The sequence below is a fragment of the Sporosarcina sp. 179-K 3D1 HS genome, from assembly GCF_047228905.1.
In the GTDB taxonomy this organism is placed as follows: Bacteria; Bacillota; Bacilli; order Bacillales_A; family Planococcaceae; genus Sporosarcina.
The window spans coordinates 117,522-135,012 of record NZ_JBFEGI010000003.1 but is presented as its reverse complement, the minus strand read 5'-3'; the positions used below and the strand labels follow the sequence as shown (position 1 = coordinate 135,012).

General features: G+C 49.5%; 18 protein-coding genes. 14 read left to right on the top strand and 4 right to left on the bottom strand.

The genetic code is table 11. The annotated features are described in order from the left end of the window. Window positions 1-3: 3 nt before the first annotated feature. Together meaB and AB1K83_RS05795 are read left to right on the top strand one after the other, a co-directional pair. Complete coding sequence (gene meaB, locus AB1K83_RS05800; protein ID WP_413057517.1) at window positions 4-1,053, top strand: methylmalonyl Co-A mutase-associated GTPase MeaB; 1,050 nt, start codon at window positions 4-6, stop codon at window positions 1,051-1,053. 202 nt (window positions 1,054-1,255) lie between these two features. Continuing rightward, entirely contained in the window at window positions 1,256-1,696 is a 441-nt protein-coding gene (locus tag AB1K83_RS05795; protein ID WP_413057216.1) for a BrxA/BrxB family bacilliredoxin, read from the top strand. Between the two features lie 67 nt (window positions 1,697-1,763). Here the strand turns inward: AB1K83_RS05795 and prli42 are convergent, their stop codons facing one another. Then, window positions 1,764-1,859: a stressosome-associated protein Prli42 gene (prli42, locus tag AB1K83_RS05790; protein WP_413057215.1), complete on the bottom strand. Its 96-nt coding sequence runs from the start codon at window positions 1,857-1,859 to the stop codon at window positions 1,764-1,766. Between the two features lie 114 nt (window positions 1,860-1,973). On the opposite strand from prli42, the gene mce reads away from it, so the two are divergent. From mce to rnz, 6 genes are all read left to right on the top strand, one after another. Beyond that, a complete protein-coding gene (mce, locus tag AB1K83_RS05785; protein ID WP_413057214.1) occupies window positions 1,974-2,384 on the top strand; it encodes a methylmalonyl-CoA epimerase in 411 nt (136 codons plus the stop codon). Between the two features lie 3 nt (window positions 2,385-2,387). After that, window positions 2,388-3,935, top strand: coding sequence for an acyl-CoA carboxylase subunit beta (locus tag AB1K83_RS05780; RefSeq protein WP_413057213.1), 1,548 nt, complete (start codon window positions 2,388-2,390; stop codon window positions 3,933-3,935). Then, window positions 3,916-5,079: a M20/M25/M40 family metallo-hydrolase gene (locus tag AB1K83_RS05775; RefSeq protein WP_413057212.1), complete on the top strand. Its 1,164-nt coding sequence runs from the start codon at window positions 3,916-3,918 to the stop codon at window positions 5,077-5,079. The genes AB1K83_RS05780 and AB1K83_RS05775 overlap by 20 nt, the downstream gene beginning before the upstream one ends. A gap of 6 nt (window positions 5,080-5,085) precedes the next feature. After that, window positions 5,086-5,556, top strand: a complete 471-nt coding sequence (locus AB1K83_RS05770) for a chemotaxis protein CheW (protein ID WP_413057211.1) — start codon at window positions 5,086-5,088, stop codon at window positions 5,554-5,556. Window positions 5,557-5,666: 110 nt separating this feature from the next. Next, on the top strand, window positions 5,667-6,857 hold the full coding sequence (locus AB1K83_RS05765; protein WP_413057210.1) for a DNA polymerase IV: 1,191 nt from the start codon (window positions 5,667-5,669) through the stop codon (window positions 6,855-6,857). A gap of 15 nt (window positions 6,858-6,872) precedes the next feature. Beyond that, entirely contained in the window at window positions 6,873-7,817 is a 945-nt protein-coding gene (gene rnz, locus AB1K83_RS05760; RefSeq protein ID WP_413057209.1) for a ribonuclease Z, read from the top strand. A gap of 237 nt (window positions 7,818-8,054) precedes the next feature. Here rnz and namA read toward each other — a convergent pair whose 3' ends face one another. After that, complete coding sequence (namA, locus tag AB1K83_RS05755) at window positions 8,055-9,077, bottom strand: NADPH dehydrogenase NamA (RefSeq protein ID WP_413057208.1); 1,023 nt, start codon at window positions 9,075-9,077, stop codon at window positions 8,055-8,057. A 42-nt stretch (window positions 9,078-9,119) separates the two neighbouring features. Beyond that, window positions 9,120-9,929, bottom strand: coding sequence for a pyrroline-5-carboxylate reductase (gene proC, locus AB1K83_RS05750; RefSeq protein ID WP_413057207.1), 810 nt, complete (start codon window positions 9,927-9,929; stop codon window positions 9,120-9,122). 602 nt (window positions 9,930-10,531) lie between these two features. Between proC and AB1K83_RS05745 the strand changes: the two genes are divergently transcribed. The 3 genes from AB1K83_RS05745 (at window position 10,532) to AB1K83_RS05735 (ending at window position 13,660) form a co-directional block, all read left to right on the top strand. Then, on the top strand, window positions 10,532-11,476 hold the full coding sequence (locus AB1K83_RS05745; protein ID WP_413057206.1) for an MBL fold metallo-hydrolase: 945 nt from the start codon (window positions 10,532-10,534) through the stop codon (window positions 11,474-11,476). Further along, complete coding sequence (locus AB1K83_RS05740; RefSeq protein WP_413057205.1) at window positions 11,463-12,224, top strand: SDR family NAD(P)-dependent oxidoreductase; 762 nt, start codon at window positions 11,463-11,465, stop codon at window positions 12,222-12,224. Before AB1K83_RS05745 ends, AB1K83_RS05740 begins: the two co-directional genes overlap by 14 nt. 191 nt (window positions 12,225-12,415) lie before the next feature. Then, complete coding sequence (locus AB1K83_RS05735) at window positions 12,416-13,660, top strand: Zn-dependent hydrolase (RefSeq protein WP_413057204.1); 1,245 nt, start codon at window positions 12,416-12,418, stop codon at window positions 13,658-13,660. Window positions 13,661-13,692: 32 nt separating this feature from the next. Here AB1K83_RS05735 and AB1K83_RS05730 read toward each other — a convergent pair whose 3' ends face one another. After that, window positions 13,693-14,502: a YitT family protein gene (locus tag AB1K83_RS05730; RefSeq protein WP_413057516.1), complete on the bottom strand. Its 810-nt coding sequence runs from the start codon at window positions 14,500-14,502 to the stop codon at window positions 13,693-13,695. Between the two features lie 210 nt (window positions 14,503-14,712). Here AB1K83_RS05730 and AB1K83_RS05725 point away from each other — a divergent pair, with 210 nt between their 5' ends. The 3 genes from AB1K83_RS05725 to AB1K83_RS05715 all read left to right on the top strand — a co-directional run bounded on the left by AB1K83_RS05725 (window position 14,713) and on the right by AB1K83_RS05715 (window position 17,365). Then, the gene (locus AB1K83_RS05725; RefSeq protein ID WP_413057203.1) at window positions 14,713-15,390 is read left to right on the top strand and encodes an MOSC domain-containing protein; all 678 of its coding nucleotides are present in this window, start codon (window positions 14,713-14,715) and stop codon (window positions 15,388-15,390) included. A gap of 137 nt (window positions 15,391-15,527) precedes the next feature. After that, on the top strand, window positions 15,528-16,937 hold the full coding sequence (locus AB1K83_RS05720; protein WP_413057202.1) for a SulP family inorganic anion transporter: 1,410 nt from the start codon (window positions 15,528-15,530) through the stop codon (window positions 16,935-16,937). Continuing rightward, window positions 16,934-17,365, top strand: coding sequence for a universal stress protein (locus AB1K83_RS05715; RefSeq protein WP_413057201.1), 432 nt, complete (start codon window positions 16,934-16,936; stop codon window positions 17,363-17,365). The genes AB1K83_RS05720 and AB1K83_RS05715 overlap by 4 nt, the downstream gene beginning before the upstream one ends. Window positions 17,366-17,491: the final 126 nt, after the last annotated feature.

Genomic DNA, 17,491 nt, shown 5'->3' with positions numbered 1-17,491 from the left:
GTGATGGATGGAATCCCGTCCACCCATGACGGTATGGTCTCTTCCGGACGGAGGCGGTTTGTCAAAAAGGATAAGTCGATTCCCATTGAACAGCTTCGGGAGAATATTTTGAAGGGGTCCCGCCTTGATCTTGCAAAGGGGATCACCTTGCTGGAGAGTTTGAAAGCGGCCGATAAACAGGCGGGGCAGCAATTATTGCTCGATCTGCTTCCAAATACCGGAAACAGTGTCCGCATTGGAATTACCGGTGTTCCAGGGGCGGGGAAAAGCACCTTTATCGAAGCGTTCGGCTTGATGCTTGCGGAAGCGGGCCATAAAGTCGCTGTTCTTGCGATCGATCCAAGTTCGACTTTATCGGGAGGCAGTATTTTGGGGGACAAGACACGGATGGAAGAACTTGCGAAGCATCCAAACGCGTTCATCCGTCCGTCCCCTTCTGCCGGGACGCTTGGCGGGGTGCATAAAAAATCCCGGGAAACGATGCTGCTTTGTGAAGCGGCTGGCTATGACGTGATTTTGATTGAAACGGTCGGTGTAGGTCAAAGTGAGACGATGGTCCGTGGCATGGTTGATTATTTCATGTTGCTCGTCCTTACGGGTGCGGGGGATGAACTGCAAGGGATGAAAAAGGGGATTATGGAGTTGGCGGATGGCATCGTCGTCCACAAAGCGGATGGTGATAATCTGAAGCTGGCGAAAAAAACGGTGCGGGAATATCGTCAGATTCTTCATTTTCTGCAACCTGCGTCTCCGGGTTGGACGTCCACGGCACTTCCGGTTTCTTCATTGAAAAAAACAGGGTTGGAAGACGTTTGGGATACTGTTTTGACCTTTCAGCAGGAGATGGAAAAGAACGGTTATTGGGAAGAACGCCGTCAAGCCCAGACGAAGGACTGGTTCCATTCCATGATCCAAGACCGGCTCATTGATTCTTTTTTTGCCCAGCCGGGAAAGAAAGAGCAAGTGGCCGCATTGGAGACTGCCTTGATCACGGGCGAAGTGACCGTTGCCGGCGCGGTGGATCAGCTGTTTCAGGAAGACCAGAGAATCTAGTTGGTAGCTTGTTCATGTCTAGCTCCGGGCGCCAGAGGCTTGGGTCATAAGCCATGCCGGCCATGTGGCATAAAGCGCCACATGGCCAGCCTGTCTTATGCCTGTCGCCTCTAAGCAGGCGCCCTGCGCTTTTGTTTTTTTGCATGTCCACATTTCAACTGTTATGATAAGGCTGTAAGCAAAGAAAGGGGTTTATAATCCGATGAATATGAATTTTAATCTTTATATGGATGATATTCTAAGACAAGCACGGTCTGAGATGGAAGCGAGTGGCTATGAGCAATTGCAGACGCCAGAGCAGGTAGATGAAGCGTTCGCTCGTCCGGGTACTACGTTGGTCATGGTGAACTCTGTCTGTGGTTGTGCGGGAGGCATTGCGCGCCCGGCTGCTGCGCATTCGATCCATTATGATAAGCGTCCGGATCATCTCGTTACCGTTTTTGCGGGACAGGATAAAGAAGCGACAGCGCAAGCTCGCATGCACTTCGGCGATGATCATCTCCCGTCTTCCCCATCATTTGCCCTATTGAAGGATGGGCAGGTAGTTGCGGAAATCGGCCGTCATGAAATCGAAGGGCATGACCCAATGTCCGTGGTGACGAACTTGCAAAGCCAATTCGAGGAATTCTGCGAAGAAGTGTGATGAAAAAAACAGTCCGCCCGTGCATAGCACGGAAAGACTGTTTTTTTGCTTTAGAGATTTCTTTACGTTAAAAAAGTACGCTTAACCCGAAAAGAACGCTGGACGCCACCATGGCAAAGATCATGAGATAGACGATGACTTTCTGTATTTTCTTATTGCTCATTTCCCGAACTCTCCTTCATCACTTATGTTCCTATTTTAACAGAATCCGTGGATTTCACAACCTGTAGAGATTTTTCTAATAAAAATGTACAATGGATAAAAGGGGGAATGGATTATGCAAAAAGTGGATCATGTTGGGATTGCAGTAAAAAGCATTGAGGATTCGATCGGCTACTATATACATACGCTCGGTCTGAAACTATTGGCCATTGAAGAGGTTGCCAGCCAAAATGTTCGGGTGGCCTTCGTCGATGCGGGAAATGTGAAATTGGAATTATTGGAACCGATGAGCGATGAAGGTGCCATTGCGAAGTTTTTGGACAAACGGGGAGAGGGCGTCCATCATATTGCGTTTGGCGTGACGGATATCCGTTCAAGAATGGCAGAGTTGAAAGAAAAAGGGGTACAACTCTTGCAGGATGAACCGAAACCGGGGGCCGGCGGGGCGGAAGTCGCCTTTTTACATCCGAAATCTTCCTTCGGCGTCCTATACGAATTATGCGATAAGAGTGGGAAAGGGGAGTAAAGAATGGACATTTACGATAAAATTAATGAGTTATATGATAAAAAGCGGGAGATCGAACTGGGTGGTGGCGATGAGCGGATCGCCAAGCAGCATGAAAAAGGGAAGTTGACCGCACGTGAACGGATCGACCTCTTGCTGGATGAAGGCACCTTTGTAGAACTGAATCCTTTCGTCACACACCGTACGCGCGATTTCGGAATGGATACGCAAGTCGGGCCAGGGGATGGCGTCGTGACGGGCTATGGAAAAATTGATGGCCGACCTGTTTATTTATTCTCCCAGGACTTTACGGTCTTCGGCGGGGCGCTCGGTGAGATGCACGCGATGAAGATTGCCAATGTGATGGATTTGGCGGCGAAAAACGGGGCGCCATTCATCGGGCTGAATGATTCAGGCGGGGCGCGCATTCAAGAAGGTGTCGTCTCCTTGGATGGATATGGTGAAATTTTCTATCGGAATGCCATTTTTTCTGGAGTGATTCCACAAATTTCCGTCATTCTTGGTCCTTGTGCGGGGGGAGCTGTTTATTCGCCAGCCATTACGGATTTCGTTTTCATGACCGATGAAACGAGCCAAATGTTCATTACGGGACCAAAAGTCATCGAGACGGTAACCGGGGAGAAAATCACGTCCGAAGATCTCGGCGGTTCCAAAGTACATAATACGATAAGCGGAAACGCCCATTTCCGCGGTAAAGATGAACAAACGGTGCTGTCGGATGTCCGCCGATTGTTGTCCTATCTGCCGCAGAATAATACGGAAAAACCGCCAGTCTTCCCTTATGACGGGTCGGATGATTATCGTCCGGACTTGGCGGATGTCGTGCCGTTCGAGACGATTCGTCCGTATGACGTCCGGAAAGTGATTGAACAAGTGGTGGATGCGGATTCTTTCTTGGAAGTGCAGCCGGAATTCGCTAAAAATGCGGTTGTCGGCCTTGCGCGGATGAAAGGGGAGTCTGTCGGTTTGATCTGTAACCAGCCGAGAGTGATGGCAGGTGGTTTGGACATCGACTCATCCGATAAGATTGCTAGATTCATACGTTTCTGTGACTCATTCAACATTCCGTTGATCACGTTCGAGGATGTTACCGGTTTCTTCCCGGGCATCAAGCAGGAGCACGGCGGGATTATCCGTCACGGCGCCAAAATCCTGTATGCCTATTCAGAAGCGACTGTTCCGAAAATGACGGTCATCCTACGGAAAGCGTTCGGTGGCGCATACGTCGCCTTGAATTCGAAATCGATCGGTGCTGACGTCGTCTACGCATGGCCGAATGCAGAAATCGCCGTAATGGGTGCGGAAGGGGCAGCGAATATCATCTTTGCACGCGATATTGCGAACAGCGATAATCCGGATGCGACACGCGCGGAAAAAATAGAGGAGTATCGAACCAAATTCTCGAATCCTTACGTAGCAGCATCCCACGGAATGGTGGATGATGTCATTGATCCGCGTGAAACGCGTATCAAGTTACTGCAAGCGCTTGATATGATGCGCGATAAACAGGAAACACGACCGAAGAAGAAACATGGAAATATCCCGCTGTAAGGAGTGGAAAGCACTGAATAAACAACGACTTCTCGATGAGTTTTTCGAACTCGTCCAAATTGATTCTGAAACACGACATGAACGGGCTATTGCGGATCATTTGATTGCCAAGATGGAAGGGCTTGGATTTGAAGTAGTGGAAGATGATTCCGCCCAACAGACCGGCCATGGGGCGGGGAATCTCATCGCTACTTTGAAAGGGACGGCAGAAGGTGCCGATCCGATTTATTTCACTTGCCATATGGATACCGTGGTGCCGGGACAAGGCATCAAGCCGGTATTGCGTGACGATGGCTATATTTATTCGGACGGATCTACCATTCTCGGAGCCGATGATAAGGCAGGCATCGCGGCTTTGTTTGAAATGGCACGGACTCTAAAGGAAAGCGGGAAACCACACGGCGATATCCAATTCATCATCACTGCGGGGGAAGAGAGCGGCCTTGTTGGCGCGAAGGCAATGGACCCATCTTTGCTGAAAGCGAAATATGGATTTGCTGTAGACAGTGATGGGAAAGTGGGCGGCATTGTCATAGCAGCCCCGTACCAAGCAAAACTTTGGACGACCATCCGCGGGAAAACAGCTCATGCGGGCGTTGCACCGGAGAAAGGCGTTTCCGCCATCAATATCGCGGCAAAGGCGATTTCCGCCATGTCGCTAGGTCGAATAGACCAAGAGACGACGGCAAACATCGGTCGGTTTGAAGGCGGCAAAGCGACGAATATCGTCTGCGACGAGGTTCATATTTTAGCGGAAGCCCGTTCCATCGATCGGAAAAAGTTGGATGATCAAATCGAGCATATGGTTCGAGTATTAGAACGAACGGCGACATTGAAGGGGGGAAAAGCGGAAACCGAAGTACAATTGATGTATCCAGGGTTCCGTTTTACCGGAGAAGCGCAAGTCGTCCAAACGGCCATGACTGCCATCCGCAATATTGGTCGCACGCCGGAACTGATGACGAGCGGTGGAGGGAGCGACGGCAATATTTTTAACGGTGCCGGCATCCCGACGGTTACGCTGTCCGTCGGTTATGAGGAGATTCATACGAAAAACGAACGAATGCCCGTTGAGGAATTGAACAAATTAGCAGAGCTTTTACTCGAAATTGTAGAGGTAGTCGCGACGAACCGGAAGGAGTGACATGATATGGCAGATTTGAAAGTGGTCATCGTCCAGTGTGGGAATGAAGAATATGCCCTGCCGGTCGATGCAGTCGTATCCATCGAGCGTTTGGAACAAGTAAATCCAATTCCCCATCTCCCCGACTATATGCTCGGATTGATGCGGATCCGCGGAGAGCTGGTACCGATTCTCGATTTTGAACAAATCCTATATGGAAGAAGTGCAAAGGAAGAGCCGGATGCCCGGGTCGTTGTTGTACAAACCGCAAAACTATTTATCGGCTTACTCGTACTAGATGCAAAGGAAATCATAGATATACCCGAAAACACACTGACTGACTCCAGTTTGATGGCCTACTCGAGAACGCCATATTTCAAAACGGTCGCCAATTTGGAAAATCGGATGGTGACAGTCGTCGATCCGGAAGTGTTATCCCAAACACTTACCGGCATCGATGAAATCGGTGCCTATGTGGAAGCGCAAGCAGCAAAATAATACGAATGCCGGACGATTTTTCCCGTCCGGTTTTTTATTCTAAACGCAAAGTGCAAAATGTATAAGGAATCGGATCATTACGTCAATACTAAGTAATGGAGGAAGTACGTATGACAACGGTCGGCAATTCACGGGGGCAGGCCCGGGTCATTTTACATTTGGATATGAATAGTTTTTTTGCATCGGTCGAGCAAGCTCATGATCCATCGCTGAAAGGGATTCCGATGGCCGTGGCGGGGAACCCGAAGGAGAGGCGTGGGATTTTGGTGACTTGTTCCTATGAAGCAAGGGCTCTCGGTATTTACACAACGATGACGGTTGGTGAAGCCAAGCGCATTTGTCCTTCGTTAGTCATCGTGCCGCCCGATTTTGAAAAATACCGGACGGCCTCCGCAGCTGTCTTTGCCATTTTGCGATCCTATACGGATTTGGTCGAACCCGTTTCCATTGATGAAGCGTATGTGGATATTACGGATATTGGGGGCCTGACAGACGCTGTTTCGATTGCAACCAATATGCAGCAACGAATTTTGAGGGAACTCGATCTGCCTTGTTCCATCGGTATTGCGCCGAATAAATTCCTCGCAAAGACGGCTTCGGATATGAAGAAACCGCTCGGCATCACCATTTTGCGGAAAAGGGAAGTATCGACGATATTATGGCCTTTGCCTGTGATCGAGATGCACGGGATCGGGAAAAGTACGGAAAAGAAGCTGCACGAACTTGGAATCCGTACGATCGGTGACTTGGCAGCATGCGATGAATATCTGATCAAGCAATCCCTAGGGAAAAACGGACTCCGCCTTCGCAAACGAGCCAACGGTATCGATTCCCGTCCTGTAGACCCGGAGGCCGCCGAGGATCGGAAAAGCGTTGGCAGCTCGACTACGTTGCCCGTCGACGAGACCGACTTGAAGGCTTGCCTCCAAACATTCCAATTGCTGGCTGAAAAAGTGGCCGCCCGATTGGCCAAGTCGGAGCTTGCCGGATCGGTCATCATGATTCAAATCCGGACGGCGGATTGGCGAAATCAGACAAGAAGCCGATCTCTGGTCAATCCCATTTATCAAGCTGCAGACATCTATAAAGAGGCGATTGATTTATTTCAAAAAAATTGGGATGGGGAACCGGTTCGCTTACTTGGAATCACGGTGTCTCAAGTCATTCCGATCCAGGAACTGCATGAACAACTGTCGATCTATAATTTCGAGGAACATTCGAAGGACGTGGAAATGAATGAATTGGTCGCACGGCTGGAAAAAAAGTTTGGAACCGGTACTGTCAAGCGGGGCAATCGGTGAAAGGGGAAAGATACGTTGGAACTTCAATTTTTAGGGACTGGAGCAGGCATGCCTTCCAAGCAGCGCAATACATCGGCAGTCGTTTTGAATCTTTCGGCTGAAGGGGAAGGATACTGGCTATTTGATTGCGGGGAGGCGACCCAGCATCAATTCCTATATACGACGTTAAAACCCCGTAAAATCAATAAAATCTTCATTACCCATCTTCACGGGGACCATATTTTTGGCTTACCCGGCTTGCTAGGATCGCGATCTTTCCTCGGGGGTGATGAACCGCTTGAGGTTTATGGACCGCGGGGTATCAAAGAATGGCTTGAGACGACGCTACGCATTTCAACAACCCATCTGACCTATGAACTCATCATTCATGAAATAGAAGAAGGGGTTATTTGTGAAACCGCCGATTTCCGCATCATGGCCAGGGAACTTCGACATGTCATCCCTTGCTTCGGTTATCGCATAGAGCAAAAGCCGTTACCAGGCAAACTATTGATGGAGAAAATCGAAGAAGCGGGAATTCCGAAAGGACCTTGGTTGAAGGACTTGAAAATGGGGGAAGACATTACGCTGCCGGACGGTCGCTTCGTCTTGAGTCAAGATGTGACGGGCGAACCACAGCCCGGGTTCATCGTTTCGATTTTAGGCGATACGAGTTATTGTTCGAGCGCGGTCAATCTTGCCGAGAACGCGGATGTTCTTGTGCATGAAGCAACATTTGACATGGAGACGGGCAATTTGGCCAAAGAATATGGCCATTCCACTATCGGTGATGCAGCCAAAACGGCGAAAAAGGCCAATGCCGGAACTCTGATCGCTACGCATATTAGCGCCCGTTTCATGCCGAGCGATCTGGTCAAACTGAGAGAGCAGGGCTTGGCCATTCATCCCCGTATCTACATTGCAGAAGACTTTGCAAGATTTGAATGGAAAGACGGCGTGGTGCTTCCGTTGACTGAATGATAAAACCCACGGAATACTGAATCCTCCGTGAGTTTTATTTTGTTATTAAAATCGCCAGCCAATCGAACAGCGAAGGGTTCGATTTGCCGTATTTCTGCGTCCTTTGCAGAAATTAAGGCACCGCTTTCGAACAACGCAGGGTTCGATTTGCCGTATTTCTGCGGTCTTTGCAGAAATTAAGGCATCACTACTATGTCAAGTACTAAGACTACGACCCCTGCTAAGCAGTCGCCCTAGTTAAAAACGCCAGCCCCGTTCATACTGCTCCGGCGGTTGGACCGTGACGCCGAGTTCTTTGGCGGCTGAGTAGGCCCAGTATGGATTACGCAATAACTCGCGTCCGAGGAAGATGAGATCTGCACGGCCGCTTTGCAATACCTCTTCGGCCTGGATGCCTGTCGTGATAAGACCGACGGCGCCGGTCGGAATATGGGCACCTCTCCTAATCGCTTCTGCAAAAGGGACCTGGTAGCCCGGGTAAATCGTGATGCGGGCTGCAGTGACGACCGCACCTGAGCTGACATCAATCAGGTCGACCCCTTGCTCCTTCATCCATTTCACCATTTCAATATACGTTTGGGGCGTCATGCCACCTTCTGCATGATCATGTGCGGAAATGCGGACGAATAGAGGACCATCCCAATCTTCTCGGATTGCATCAATGATTTCCCGCAGGAACCGGTAGCGGTTGCTAGCCGAACCTCCATAGCTGTCCTTCCGTTTGTTGGAGAGCGGGGAGAGAAATTCATTGATGAGATATCCGTGAGCCCCATGCAGTTCGATTACATCGAAGCCAGCTTTCTTGGCACGTACGGCCGCGTTTCTGAATGCCTGCACAGTGGCGTGGATCTCCTCCACAGTCATTTCCAACGGTGTTTTATATTTGTCATTATAGGCGATGGCGGACGGTGCGTAAATGTTCCCTTCCACTTCAGCTTTTCGACCGGCGTGCGCCAGCTGGATACCCATCTTCGAGCCATGCTGTTTCGAAAGCCGGACGATTTCTGCGAGCCCTTCAATATGGTCGTCGCTCCAGATTCCGAGATCCTGAGCGGAGATTCGCCCTTGTGGCAGGACAGCCGTCGCTTCAACGATGAGAAGACCGACTTGCCCGACGGCACGCGTTGCATAATGGATCTTATGCCAATCCTCGACCATTCCGTTTTCCCGATGGCTGGAATACATGCACATCGGTGACATGACAATCCGGTTTTTCAGTTCGACATTACGTATTGTATACGGTTCAAAAAGCTTTGACATCACTATCTACCCCCTTTACCAAGTATAACAAATGAAGGAAATTCAGGACAGTGCGCCCAATTCACGAGAACGGGATTCGGCCTGATTGATACAGTCGCCGATTGCCTGCTTGAATAAACGGATCTCAAGAGCTTTCAAACCAGCCTCGGTTGTGCCACCCGGACTGGTAATATTTTTCCTTAACTCTGCTGGCTCTGTTTTCGTCTGTTTCAACATTGCCGCAGCTCCTTCCAATGTCTGGATGATGAGTTCGCGGGCAACGTCTTTCGAAAGCCCTTTGTTGATCGCGGCTTCTTCCATCGCCTCCACTAAATAATAAACATAGGCAGGACCGCTGCCGGATAGAGCCGTAACCGTATGCAGGTCATCTTCCTCGAATTCTTTCACAATCCCGATCGATTCCAGTAAAGTGAGGACATGTTGTTTCATCTCTGAATCGACTGCCGCATTCCATGCCACTCCGCTCGCCGATTTGCCGATGGTGGCAGACGTATTTGGCATTGACCGTGCAATCGGCCGCGCTCCAAAACCGTCTTCCAGCGTCTGAATGGAAACGCCGGCAATTACCGATAATACAGCTGCCTCTTTTTTCAAATAAGGTGCCGTTTCGGTCATCGCTTGGTGAATATCTTTCGGTTTCGTGGCCATCACAACAAGATCGGCACGAGTCAGTGCTTCTTTCTCTTTATCTAAAATGGAGACTCCATACTTGGTCCGCAATTCTTCAAGCCGCGCATAATCGGAATGATTTGTCACAAAGACTTGCTCCGGTTTCAATGCCCCTTGTTCTACAATTCCGGCTATGATGGCTTCTGCCATGGATCCCGCTCCTATGAATACAATCGTTTCCATTTCCTTCATCCTTTCTAATCAAAAGCGCAGGGCGCCCGTCTAGCCGCGACAAGCGCTGGAGGCCATGCCGGAAAGGCGTTCTTTGCCTTTTTGGCATGGCCGAAGCGACTCGAGGGGCTGGACGTGAACATAACCTAGTTAGTTGGCTATCCAAAGACCAAAAACTATAAATTTTCCCCAATAAAAAAATGCGTTTTCGTCCCTTCTGATCAGGACGAAAACGCATGTTTCCGCGGTGCCACCTAAATTTGCCGGTTCCAACGACCGGCACATCTCAATTTCTTTCGTAACGCGAAAGGCACGGCTGTGTTTCCACAGCGGCTCGGAAGCAGGTTCGTAGCGGGAGCGGAATATGTGGCTTTCAGCCGGTGGCCACACTCTCTTCTCTCCATCACCGCAACTACTCGTCTTCGTCAACGCTTCAAGTACTTTTTATTAGAATGATTATATACATGGCCCTTCAAAAAAGTCAACATTCCCTACGTTTATTTCAACGATTGCAGGAGGGTTTGAACGTAAATGAAACAAAACATATGACGTTACCAGTAAAAAGAGGTACAATGGAATGAATAACCATTCATTTTTCAAAGGAGATACTTGCTATGATCCATAAAATCACTATTCCGACCCCTTTTCCGGTCGGTGATGTTAATGCTTTCCTTTTAAGGGGGGATGCCCTTTCACTGGTCGATGCAGGCCCAAAGACCCCGGAAGCTTATGAAGCAATTCAGCACGGCATAAAAGAAGCGGGCTATACACTCGACGATGTCGAGCAAGTCATTTTAACACACCATCACCCTGACCATGCGGGATGGATCGATGCGTTCGACCATGCAAAGGTGCTGGGCCACGCCTATAATAATCCCTATTTGACAAGGGATCAGGCATTCATGAAGCATCATGATGATTTTTATTATGAACAGATGGTGGAAGAAGGAGTGCCTCACGACTATCTGGTTGCGGCAAAAAAGATGAAGGGTACGCTTCGCTACGTAGGGGAACGACCACTTGATATTATCCTGAAAGAAGGGGATGAATTGCCGGGGCATCATGGCTGGACCGTATTGGAAACGTTAGGCCATGCACAAAGTCATATTGTCTTATGGGAAGAAAAAACAGGCAATATGATCGGGGGAGATCTCGTTCTGGAGAAAGTGTCCTCCAATCCGATTATCGAGCCGCCACTTGTGCCAGGGGAAGACCGTCCCCGTTCCTTGCTGCAATATAATCAGTCATTGAAGCGCCTTCTCGATTTGCCGATTGAAGTAATCTATGCCGGACACGGGGATGAAGTGAGAGATGTACACAGCCTGATTAAAACCCGCTTTGCGAAGCAGCATGAACGGGCGATGAAAGTATGGGCCATGTTGAGTGAGGGACCTCGGACCATTTTTGAGTTAACGCGTGAATTATTTCCAGCTGTCTACCAAAAAGAACTCGGACTAACGCTTTCCGAAACGATCGGCCAAACCGATTACCTCCTGGATCAAGGATTAGTGCGGGAACATCTGGACGAAAACGGACTGCTTCAATATGAGCAAGCGTAAGTCCATCCTCATCACCGGGGCGACGAGCGGAGTCGGGTTCGCCCTGACGAAGCGGTTATTGGCAGAAGGGCATGTTGTGACGGCGACCGGGAGAGCGAAAGACGTCCTGTGGGAACTGCAAAATGAAGGAGCCCACACTATTCCTGCGGATTTGACGCAAGCCGGAGAGGCGGAACGTCTTGTGAAGCAGGCCGGGATTCCGGATGTCGCTATCTTTTCCGCCGGGCTTGGCCTGTTCGGTCCTGCCCATACCATGTCGGATGAATCAATCGACAGGATGCTCGATTTAAATGTAAAAGTGCCGATGTTGCTCGCCAAGCGCCTGTTGCCGGGCATGATGGAGCGGGGGAGCGGGCAGCTGATCTTCATCGGTTCGCAGGCGGGAAAAGTGTCGACACCACAAACTGCAATCTATGCGGCCACCAAGCATGCGATTATTGGCTATACCAATGCGTTGCGAATGGAGGCGGTTCCGTTTGGCGTACATGTGACGACGATCAATCCGGGGCCGATTGATACGCCATTTATCGATCTGGCCGATTCGTCGGGGAATTACCGGAAAGCGCTCGGAAAGTATATCTTGCCCGTGGAGAAAGTGACAGATGCTGTCCTCCGAGCAATCGAACGGCCAGTCCGGGAAATTGATCTGCCGGGATACTTGGGAATTACGAGTAAATTATATGCAGTGGCACCTTCGCTTGTAGAAAGACTCGGTCGCAAGTTTTTTCATTTAAAAGGGGAGTCATGAGAACCGGCCGGGGCGCCGGTTTTTTGTGCTCTTGCATCAAGTTCATTCTCTGTCTATTGATTTTAGATTATCAAGATTCTTAGATAAACCCGTTTGCTTTTCATAAAAAACCTTGCGATACTTTATATAAAAGTTTGATTGAATTTTCAATGAACAAACTCAACTGCGTCAACACGAAAGAAGGAATTGTCATGAAGCTAAACCGTTTGCGTCAGTCATTTGAAGAGCTTGCAAGATTCACAGATGAAGGGGAAGGCATCAATCGGTTGGCCTACACCGAAACCGAGCGAAAGGCGCGACTTTATTTGATCGAACAGTTTGAACGCGCAGGGCTGAAGGTGCGCACCGATTATGCGGGAAATGTCATTGCGCGGCGGGAGGGGAAGTTCCCTGACCTGCCGGTTGTTGCGACGGGCTCGCATATCGATTCTGTCTATGCAGCCGGGGAGTACGACGGGACGGCGGGCGTTCTTGTTGCACTCGAGGTCATGCGCTCTTTCGCGGAGGAAGGGGTGGAGACGGAGCATCCGCTGGAAGTCATCATTTTCGCTTGCGAGGAATCTTCCCGTTTCGGCGCTTCGACCCTTGGAAGCAAGGCGATGACGGGGCGTCTGGACCCTGCGTACACACGGTCGCTGACTGATAAGGACGGCGTTACGCTCATGAGGGCATTCGAGGAAAACGGCCTTGATCTGGAAGAAGTCCATTTAGCCAAGCGTTTCCAGGATGAGATTAAGGCGTTTGTAGAACTGCACATCGAACAGGGGCCTGTGCTTGAAAAGCGTGGGAAGTCGATCGGCATCATTTCCGCCATCGCGGCGCCGGTGCGCTTCCATGTGCACGTCGGTGGGACGGCGGATCATTCCGGCACGACGCCGATGGATTACCGACATGATGCTTTGCTGGGTGGGGCAGAAATCGCACTTTCCGTCGAGCGTGCGGCGCTCGCAGAGCATGATTACGGCACGGTCGGCACAGTTGGTGTCTTCTCAATACAGCCAGGCGCTATGAATGTCGTACCGGGTGCCACAGACTTAAAGGTCGATATCCGGGGAACGAACCTGGAGTCACGCCAGCGTGTCGTGGATGCGCTGGCCACGGCGGTCCATGACGTGGCGAAAGCGCGTGGCCTGAACATTTGGATGGATGAAATCTCCAGCGAAGATCCTGTTCAGATGGATAGCGCCGTTGTGGAAGAATTAAAAGCGATCTGCGAAGAAAAAGGAGTAGCATGGATTGAAATGCCAAGTGGAGCCGGGCATGACGCTATGAACATGGCCTCGCTCTGTACGACTGGCATGATCTTCATTCCATCGAAAGACGGGCTCAGCCATAATCCCGCCGAGTTTACATCAATGGAACAGATCATGACAGGGGCGGAAGTCCTGCGCGAATTTATGATGATACAGGCGAAGGCGCTTAGGAGCCAGGTTTAACTCTAAATTTAATGGGAGCCTGGCACCGTTCGTCAATGGATATTGCGCTTACTGAAACTTCCGCCTCGTACTTCAGCGACTTCATAAACAGTGACAAACGCGGTCGGATCGATATCTAGGATGATTTCCTTCATTTTACTATCTTCCAGTCGGTTGATAATGCACGTGATTTCTTTGAATTGTTCATTGGAATATCCGCCTTGAACGATCTTGTAAGTCGCACTCCGGCCTAAACGGTCGCGGATTGTCGCTACCATTTCTTCGGGTTCGCTCGTAATGATCTTATATGTTTTGGATCCGCTAAGACCTTCTTCCACAATGTCAATCACTTTCGTGGCAATGTAATACGCAATGGCGGATAAGAAAGCCCCTTGAAGTCCGAAAACCGTCGAGACAATGGCGAATACAAAAACGTTCAGAAATAAAATCAAGTCGCTTGTCCCAAAGGGCATTCTTCGGGAAATCAAGACAGCTAACATATCAATCCCGTCGAGTGCACCACCGTTCCGCAAAGCGATCCCCATTCCCAAACCTAGGATGATTCCCCCTACAACGGTGATTAATAGCGTATCTCCTTCGATAATGGTCGGAACACGGTGCATTAAGCTCGTGCTGGCCGCCAGTGTAGCAATGCCGAGGATGGAGTAAAGGGCAAAGCTTTTCCCGATTTGTTTGTAGCCTAATATTACAAATGGAATATTCAAAATGGCGATGAGAAGGCCTAATGGCAGACCGAACACTTGTGACCCGACGATGCTTAGACCTGTTACGCCTCCATCCGACACTTGGTTTGGAATGAGTACAGATTCTAATCCGTAAGCCGCAATGACTGCACCGAGCATCACCCAAACACCGCGCGTGAAGAATTTCCATACAGGCACTTTTTGTTGAGTTTTTGGCATATGTAGTTCCTCTTTTAATCTGTTTTCTTTATTTTACACTTATGTCCTTCACCTTGTCAGTTCATTTCCTTTTATTCCAAGATTTCATTCAACCAGCAAAAAACGATATTGTTAATAAAAATACATAGATTCTATTGGAGGGGAAACCGGATGTCAAAACGGGAGATTGTCACATTTGCAATTGGAAAACCGAAAACGCTACCGTATGGGAATGGGAAAGAAATTGTAACGGGTATATGCAAAGATAAAGTGGAAGAAGCATTCTTATCAAAAGGTGGTTTCAATGGAGACGGTGTGGCAGATTTGCACTTTCACGGCGGACCGGATCGGGCCGTGTGCGTGTACCCGTTCGAGCATTATGCCCAATGGGAAACGGAATTCCATCAACCATTGCCAGATGCCACATTTGGAGAGAATTTAACCGTGTCCAACATGCTAGAAACCGACGTATTCATCGGCGACATCTATCGTATCGGTGATGCCGTGATCCAAGTGACACAAGGCAGAGTGCCATGCAGCACGATTTCGAAGAGAACCGGATTACCAAACATTATGAAGCGGATGATTGAAACGGGCTATACGGGCTATTTATGCAGGGTTCTCGAGGAAGGGACTGTCAGGAGGGATGCAACCATTTCATTGATCGAACAGCATCCCGCCAAGATATCCATTCTGTTCGGGAATGAAGTATATTTTCACCAGCTTCAAAATATAGAAGCGATGAAACGGCTTGCAGAGGTCGAGGCACTCGCGGACGAGTGGCGGAAGTCACTTCACAAGCGGATGGCTCGTTTGGAAGGGATGAAAGACGGCTCGACAGATGTGTAAATGGAAGTGATGACACACGAAAGGGGCACTGAGTAGCAATGAGTCTTGCACGGTCCCCTAAGCCGTCTATTCTGTTATAATTGGAACGGTTTACGTGCAATTTCTACCATCTATCGTAGCTATGAGGAGAACAATATATGTATACTTTGAAACAACACTGGTTCGGGAATATCCGGGCTGATATTTTAGCAGGAATCGTCGTAGGGTTGGCGCTGATTCCGGAGGCGTTGGCCTTTGCATTCATTGTAGGAGTGGATCCGCGCGTCGCACTTTACGCCTCGTTTACGATTGCGGTCATCACTTCGTTTGTCGGGGGCCGTCCGGGTCTGATTTCAGCGGCAACCGGTGCCATGGCTTTGGTTCTGGTCAACTTGATGGCGGATCATGGCTTGCAGTACGTGTTGGCGGCGACCGTTTTGACGGGGATTATTCAATTGATTCTCGGAGTGTTTGGAGTTGCGAACCTGATGCGTTTCATCCCGAACTCGGTCATGCTTGGATTCGTGAATGCACTCGGCATCATGATTTTCATCACGCAGCTTCCGTACTTGCGGGGATCGGATGCGATGACGTATATTTTCGCAATCGCTACACTCGTTTTGGTCTACGCGGTTCCGCGTTTTTTCACCGCCATCCCCGCGCCGTTGATTGCAATTGTCGTCATGACGACAGTCGCGCTGGTGAGCGGTGTATCGCTGCAATCGATCGGTGATTTAGGGAAGATGCCGAATTCACTGCCCACTTTTTTCCTTCCGGATATCCCGCTTAACTTGGAAACACTGAAAATCATTTTCCCTTATTCTATGGCCTTGTCCATTGTCGGTTTATTGGAATCATTACTTACTTCCCAAGTATTGGATGATATGACGGATACGCCGAGCGATAAAAACCGGGAAGCGCGCGGGCAAGGGATCGCGAACTTCTTCACAGGATTTTTCGGCGGAATGGCAGGGTGTGCGCTAATCGGCCAATCGATCATCAATATCAAATCAGGGGGTCGCGGACGTCTATCGACATTTACGGCGGGTGTATTCCTCATGTTTTTGATTATCGTATTAGGAGATGTCGTCGTCAAAATTCCGATGCCTGTCTTGGCAGGAGTTATGATAATGGTAGCTGCGACGACATTCAACTGGGGGTCGTTCAAGTTTCTGAGACAAGCGCCAAAAACGGAATCGATTGTGATGCTGATCACCGTTGCGATTATTTTATATACGCATAATCTGGCGATCGGTGTCGTCGTCGGTGTCATCCTGAGCTCTCTTTTTTTCGTCGCCAAAATCTCCCGCGTGACAGTGACGAAGAATGGGAACCTCTACAAGATAAAAGGGCCTTTGTTTTTCGCCTCGACAACAAAGTTTATCCAGGCATTCCGCGACGTACAGGAAAAGGAAATCATTATCGACTTTGAAGATAGTCAGCTATGGGATGAATCTTCTGTCGGAGCGATCAGTAAAGTGAAACAGAAGCTAGAGGAAGAAGGCGTGACCGTAACGATCCGCGGCCTGAATTCTTCAAGTGAACAACTATACGAAAAGTTACTATGAAAGAGGGGTTTTACATGAAAATTGCGGTTGCCATCGACGGGTCGGAAAACGCGCTGCGAGCCGCGAGACACGCCATTACGCTCGCCCAGCACTTCCCGGAAGCGTCATTGGAGGTCATCTATGTCGCGGATTACAATAAAGCAAAAGACGAACGGCTCTTAGCGCAAAGCGAGGAAAGCCTGCTGCTGAAACGAAAGCAAAAAGTGGAGCCGGTCCTGGAGCTGGCCCATGACGCTGGTGTGAAGGCGAAGGTGACGATGTTGAAAGGGAGTCCGAGCCAGGAAATCATCAAATATGTGAACGCCGAAGCGGTGGATCAACTCGTCATCGGCAGCCGCGGGTTGAATACGTTCCAGGAGATGGTGCTCGGAAGTGTGAGTCATAAGGTGATGAAGCATGTGGATTGTCCGGTGACGGTGGTGAAGTAGGGGGAATCTTCTACTATTTCCACCTGCCTTGGATCCAAGTGAAATGTTGATTGGATTAGCACCTCGACGATATAAGCAACTCCCTCCGCACCTAGAAGCAAGGGAGTTGATTTTTATTTAAATAAA

Coding starts and splice junctions, on each gene's coding strand:
- meaB (WP_413057517.1), top strand. CDS start 4: ATGGATGGAATCCCGTCCACCCATGACGGTATGGTCTCTTCCGGACGG.
- AB1K83_RS05795 (WP_413057216.1), top strand. CDS start 1,256: ATGAATATGAATTTTAATCTTTATATGGATGATATTCTAAGACAAGCA.
- prli42 (WP_413057215.1), bottom strand. CDS start 1,859: ATGAGCAATAAGAAAATACAGAAAGTCATCGTCTATCTCATGATCTTT.
- mce (WP_413057214.1), top strand. CDS start 1,974: ATGCAAAAAGTGGATCATGTTGGGATTGCAGTAAAAAGCATTGAGGAT.
- AB1K83_RS05780 (WP_413057213.1), top strand. CDS start 2,388: ATGGACATTTACGATAAAATTAATGAGTTATATGATAAAAAGCGGGAG.
- AB1K83_RS05775 (WP_413057212.1), top strand. CDS start 3,916: ATGGAAATATCCCGCTGTAAGGAGTGGAAAGCACTGAATAAACAACGA.
- AB1K83_RS05770 (WP_413057211.1), top strand. CDS start 5,086: ATGGCAGATTTGAAAGTGGTCATCGTCCAGTGTGGGAATGAAGAATAT.
- AB1K83_RS05765 (WP_413057210.1), top strand. CDS start 5,667: ATGACAACGGTCGGCAATTCACGGGGGCAGGCCCGGGTCATTTTACAT.
- namA (WP_413057208.1), bottom strand. CDS start 9,077: ATGTCAAAGCTTTTTGAACCGTATACAATACGTAATGTCGAACTGAAA.
- proC (WP_413057207.1), bottom strand. CDS start 9,929: ATGGAAACGATTGTATTCATAGGAGCGGGATCCATGGCAGAAGCCATC.
- AB1K83_RS05745 (WP_413057206.1), top strand. CDS start 10,532: ATGATCCATAAAATCACTATTCCGACCCCTTTTCCGGTCGGTGATGTT.
- AB1K83_RS05740 (WP_413057205.1), top strand. CDS start 11,463: ATGAGCAAGCGTAAGTCCATCCTCATCACCGGGGCGACGAGCGGAGTC.
- AB1K83_RS05735 (WP_413057204.1), top strand. CDS start 12,416: ATGAAGCTAAACCGTTTGCGTCAGTCATTTGAAGAGCTTGCAAGATTC.
- AB1K83_RS05730 (WP_413057516.1), bottom strand. CDS start 14,502: ATGCTCGGTGCAGTCATTGCGGCTTACGGATTAGAATCTGTACTCATT.
- AB1K83_RS05725 (WP_413057203.1), top strand. CDS start 14,713: ATGTCAAAACGGGAGATTGTCACATTTGCAATTGGAAAACCGAAAACG.
- AB1K83_RS05720 (WP_413057202.1), top strand. CDS start 15,528: ATGTATACTTTGAAACAACACTGGTTCGGGAATATCCGGGCTGATATT.
- AB1K83_RS05715 (WP_413057201.1), top strand. CDS start 16,934: ATGAAAGAGGGGTTTTACATGAAAATTGCGGTTGCCATCGACGGGTCG.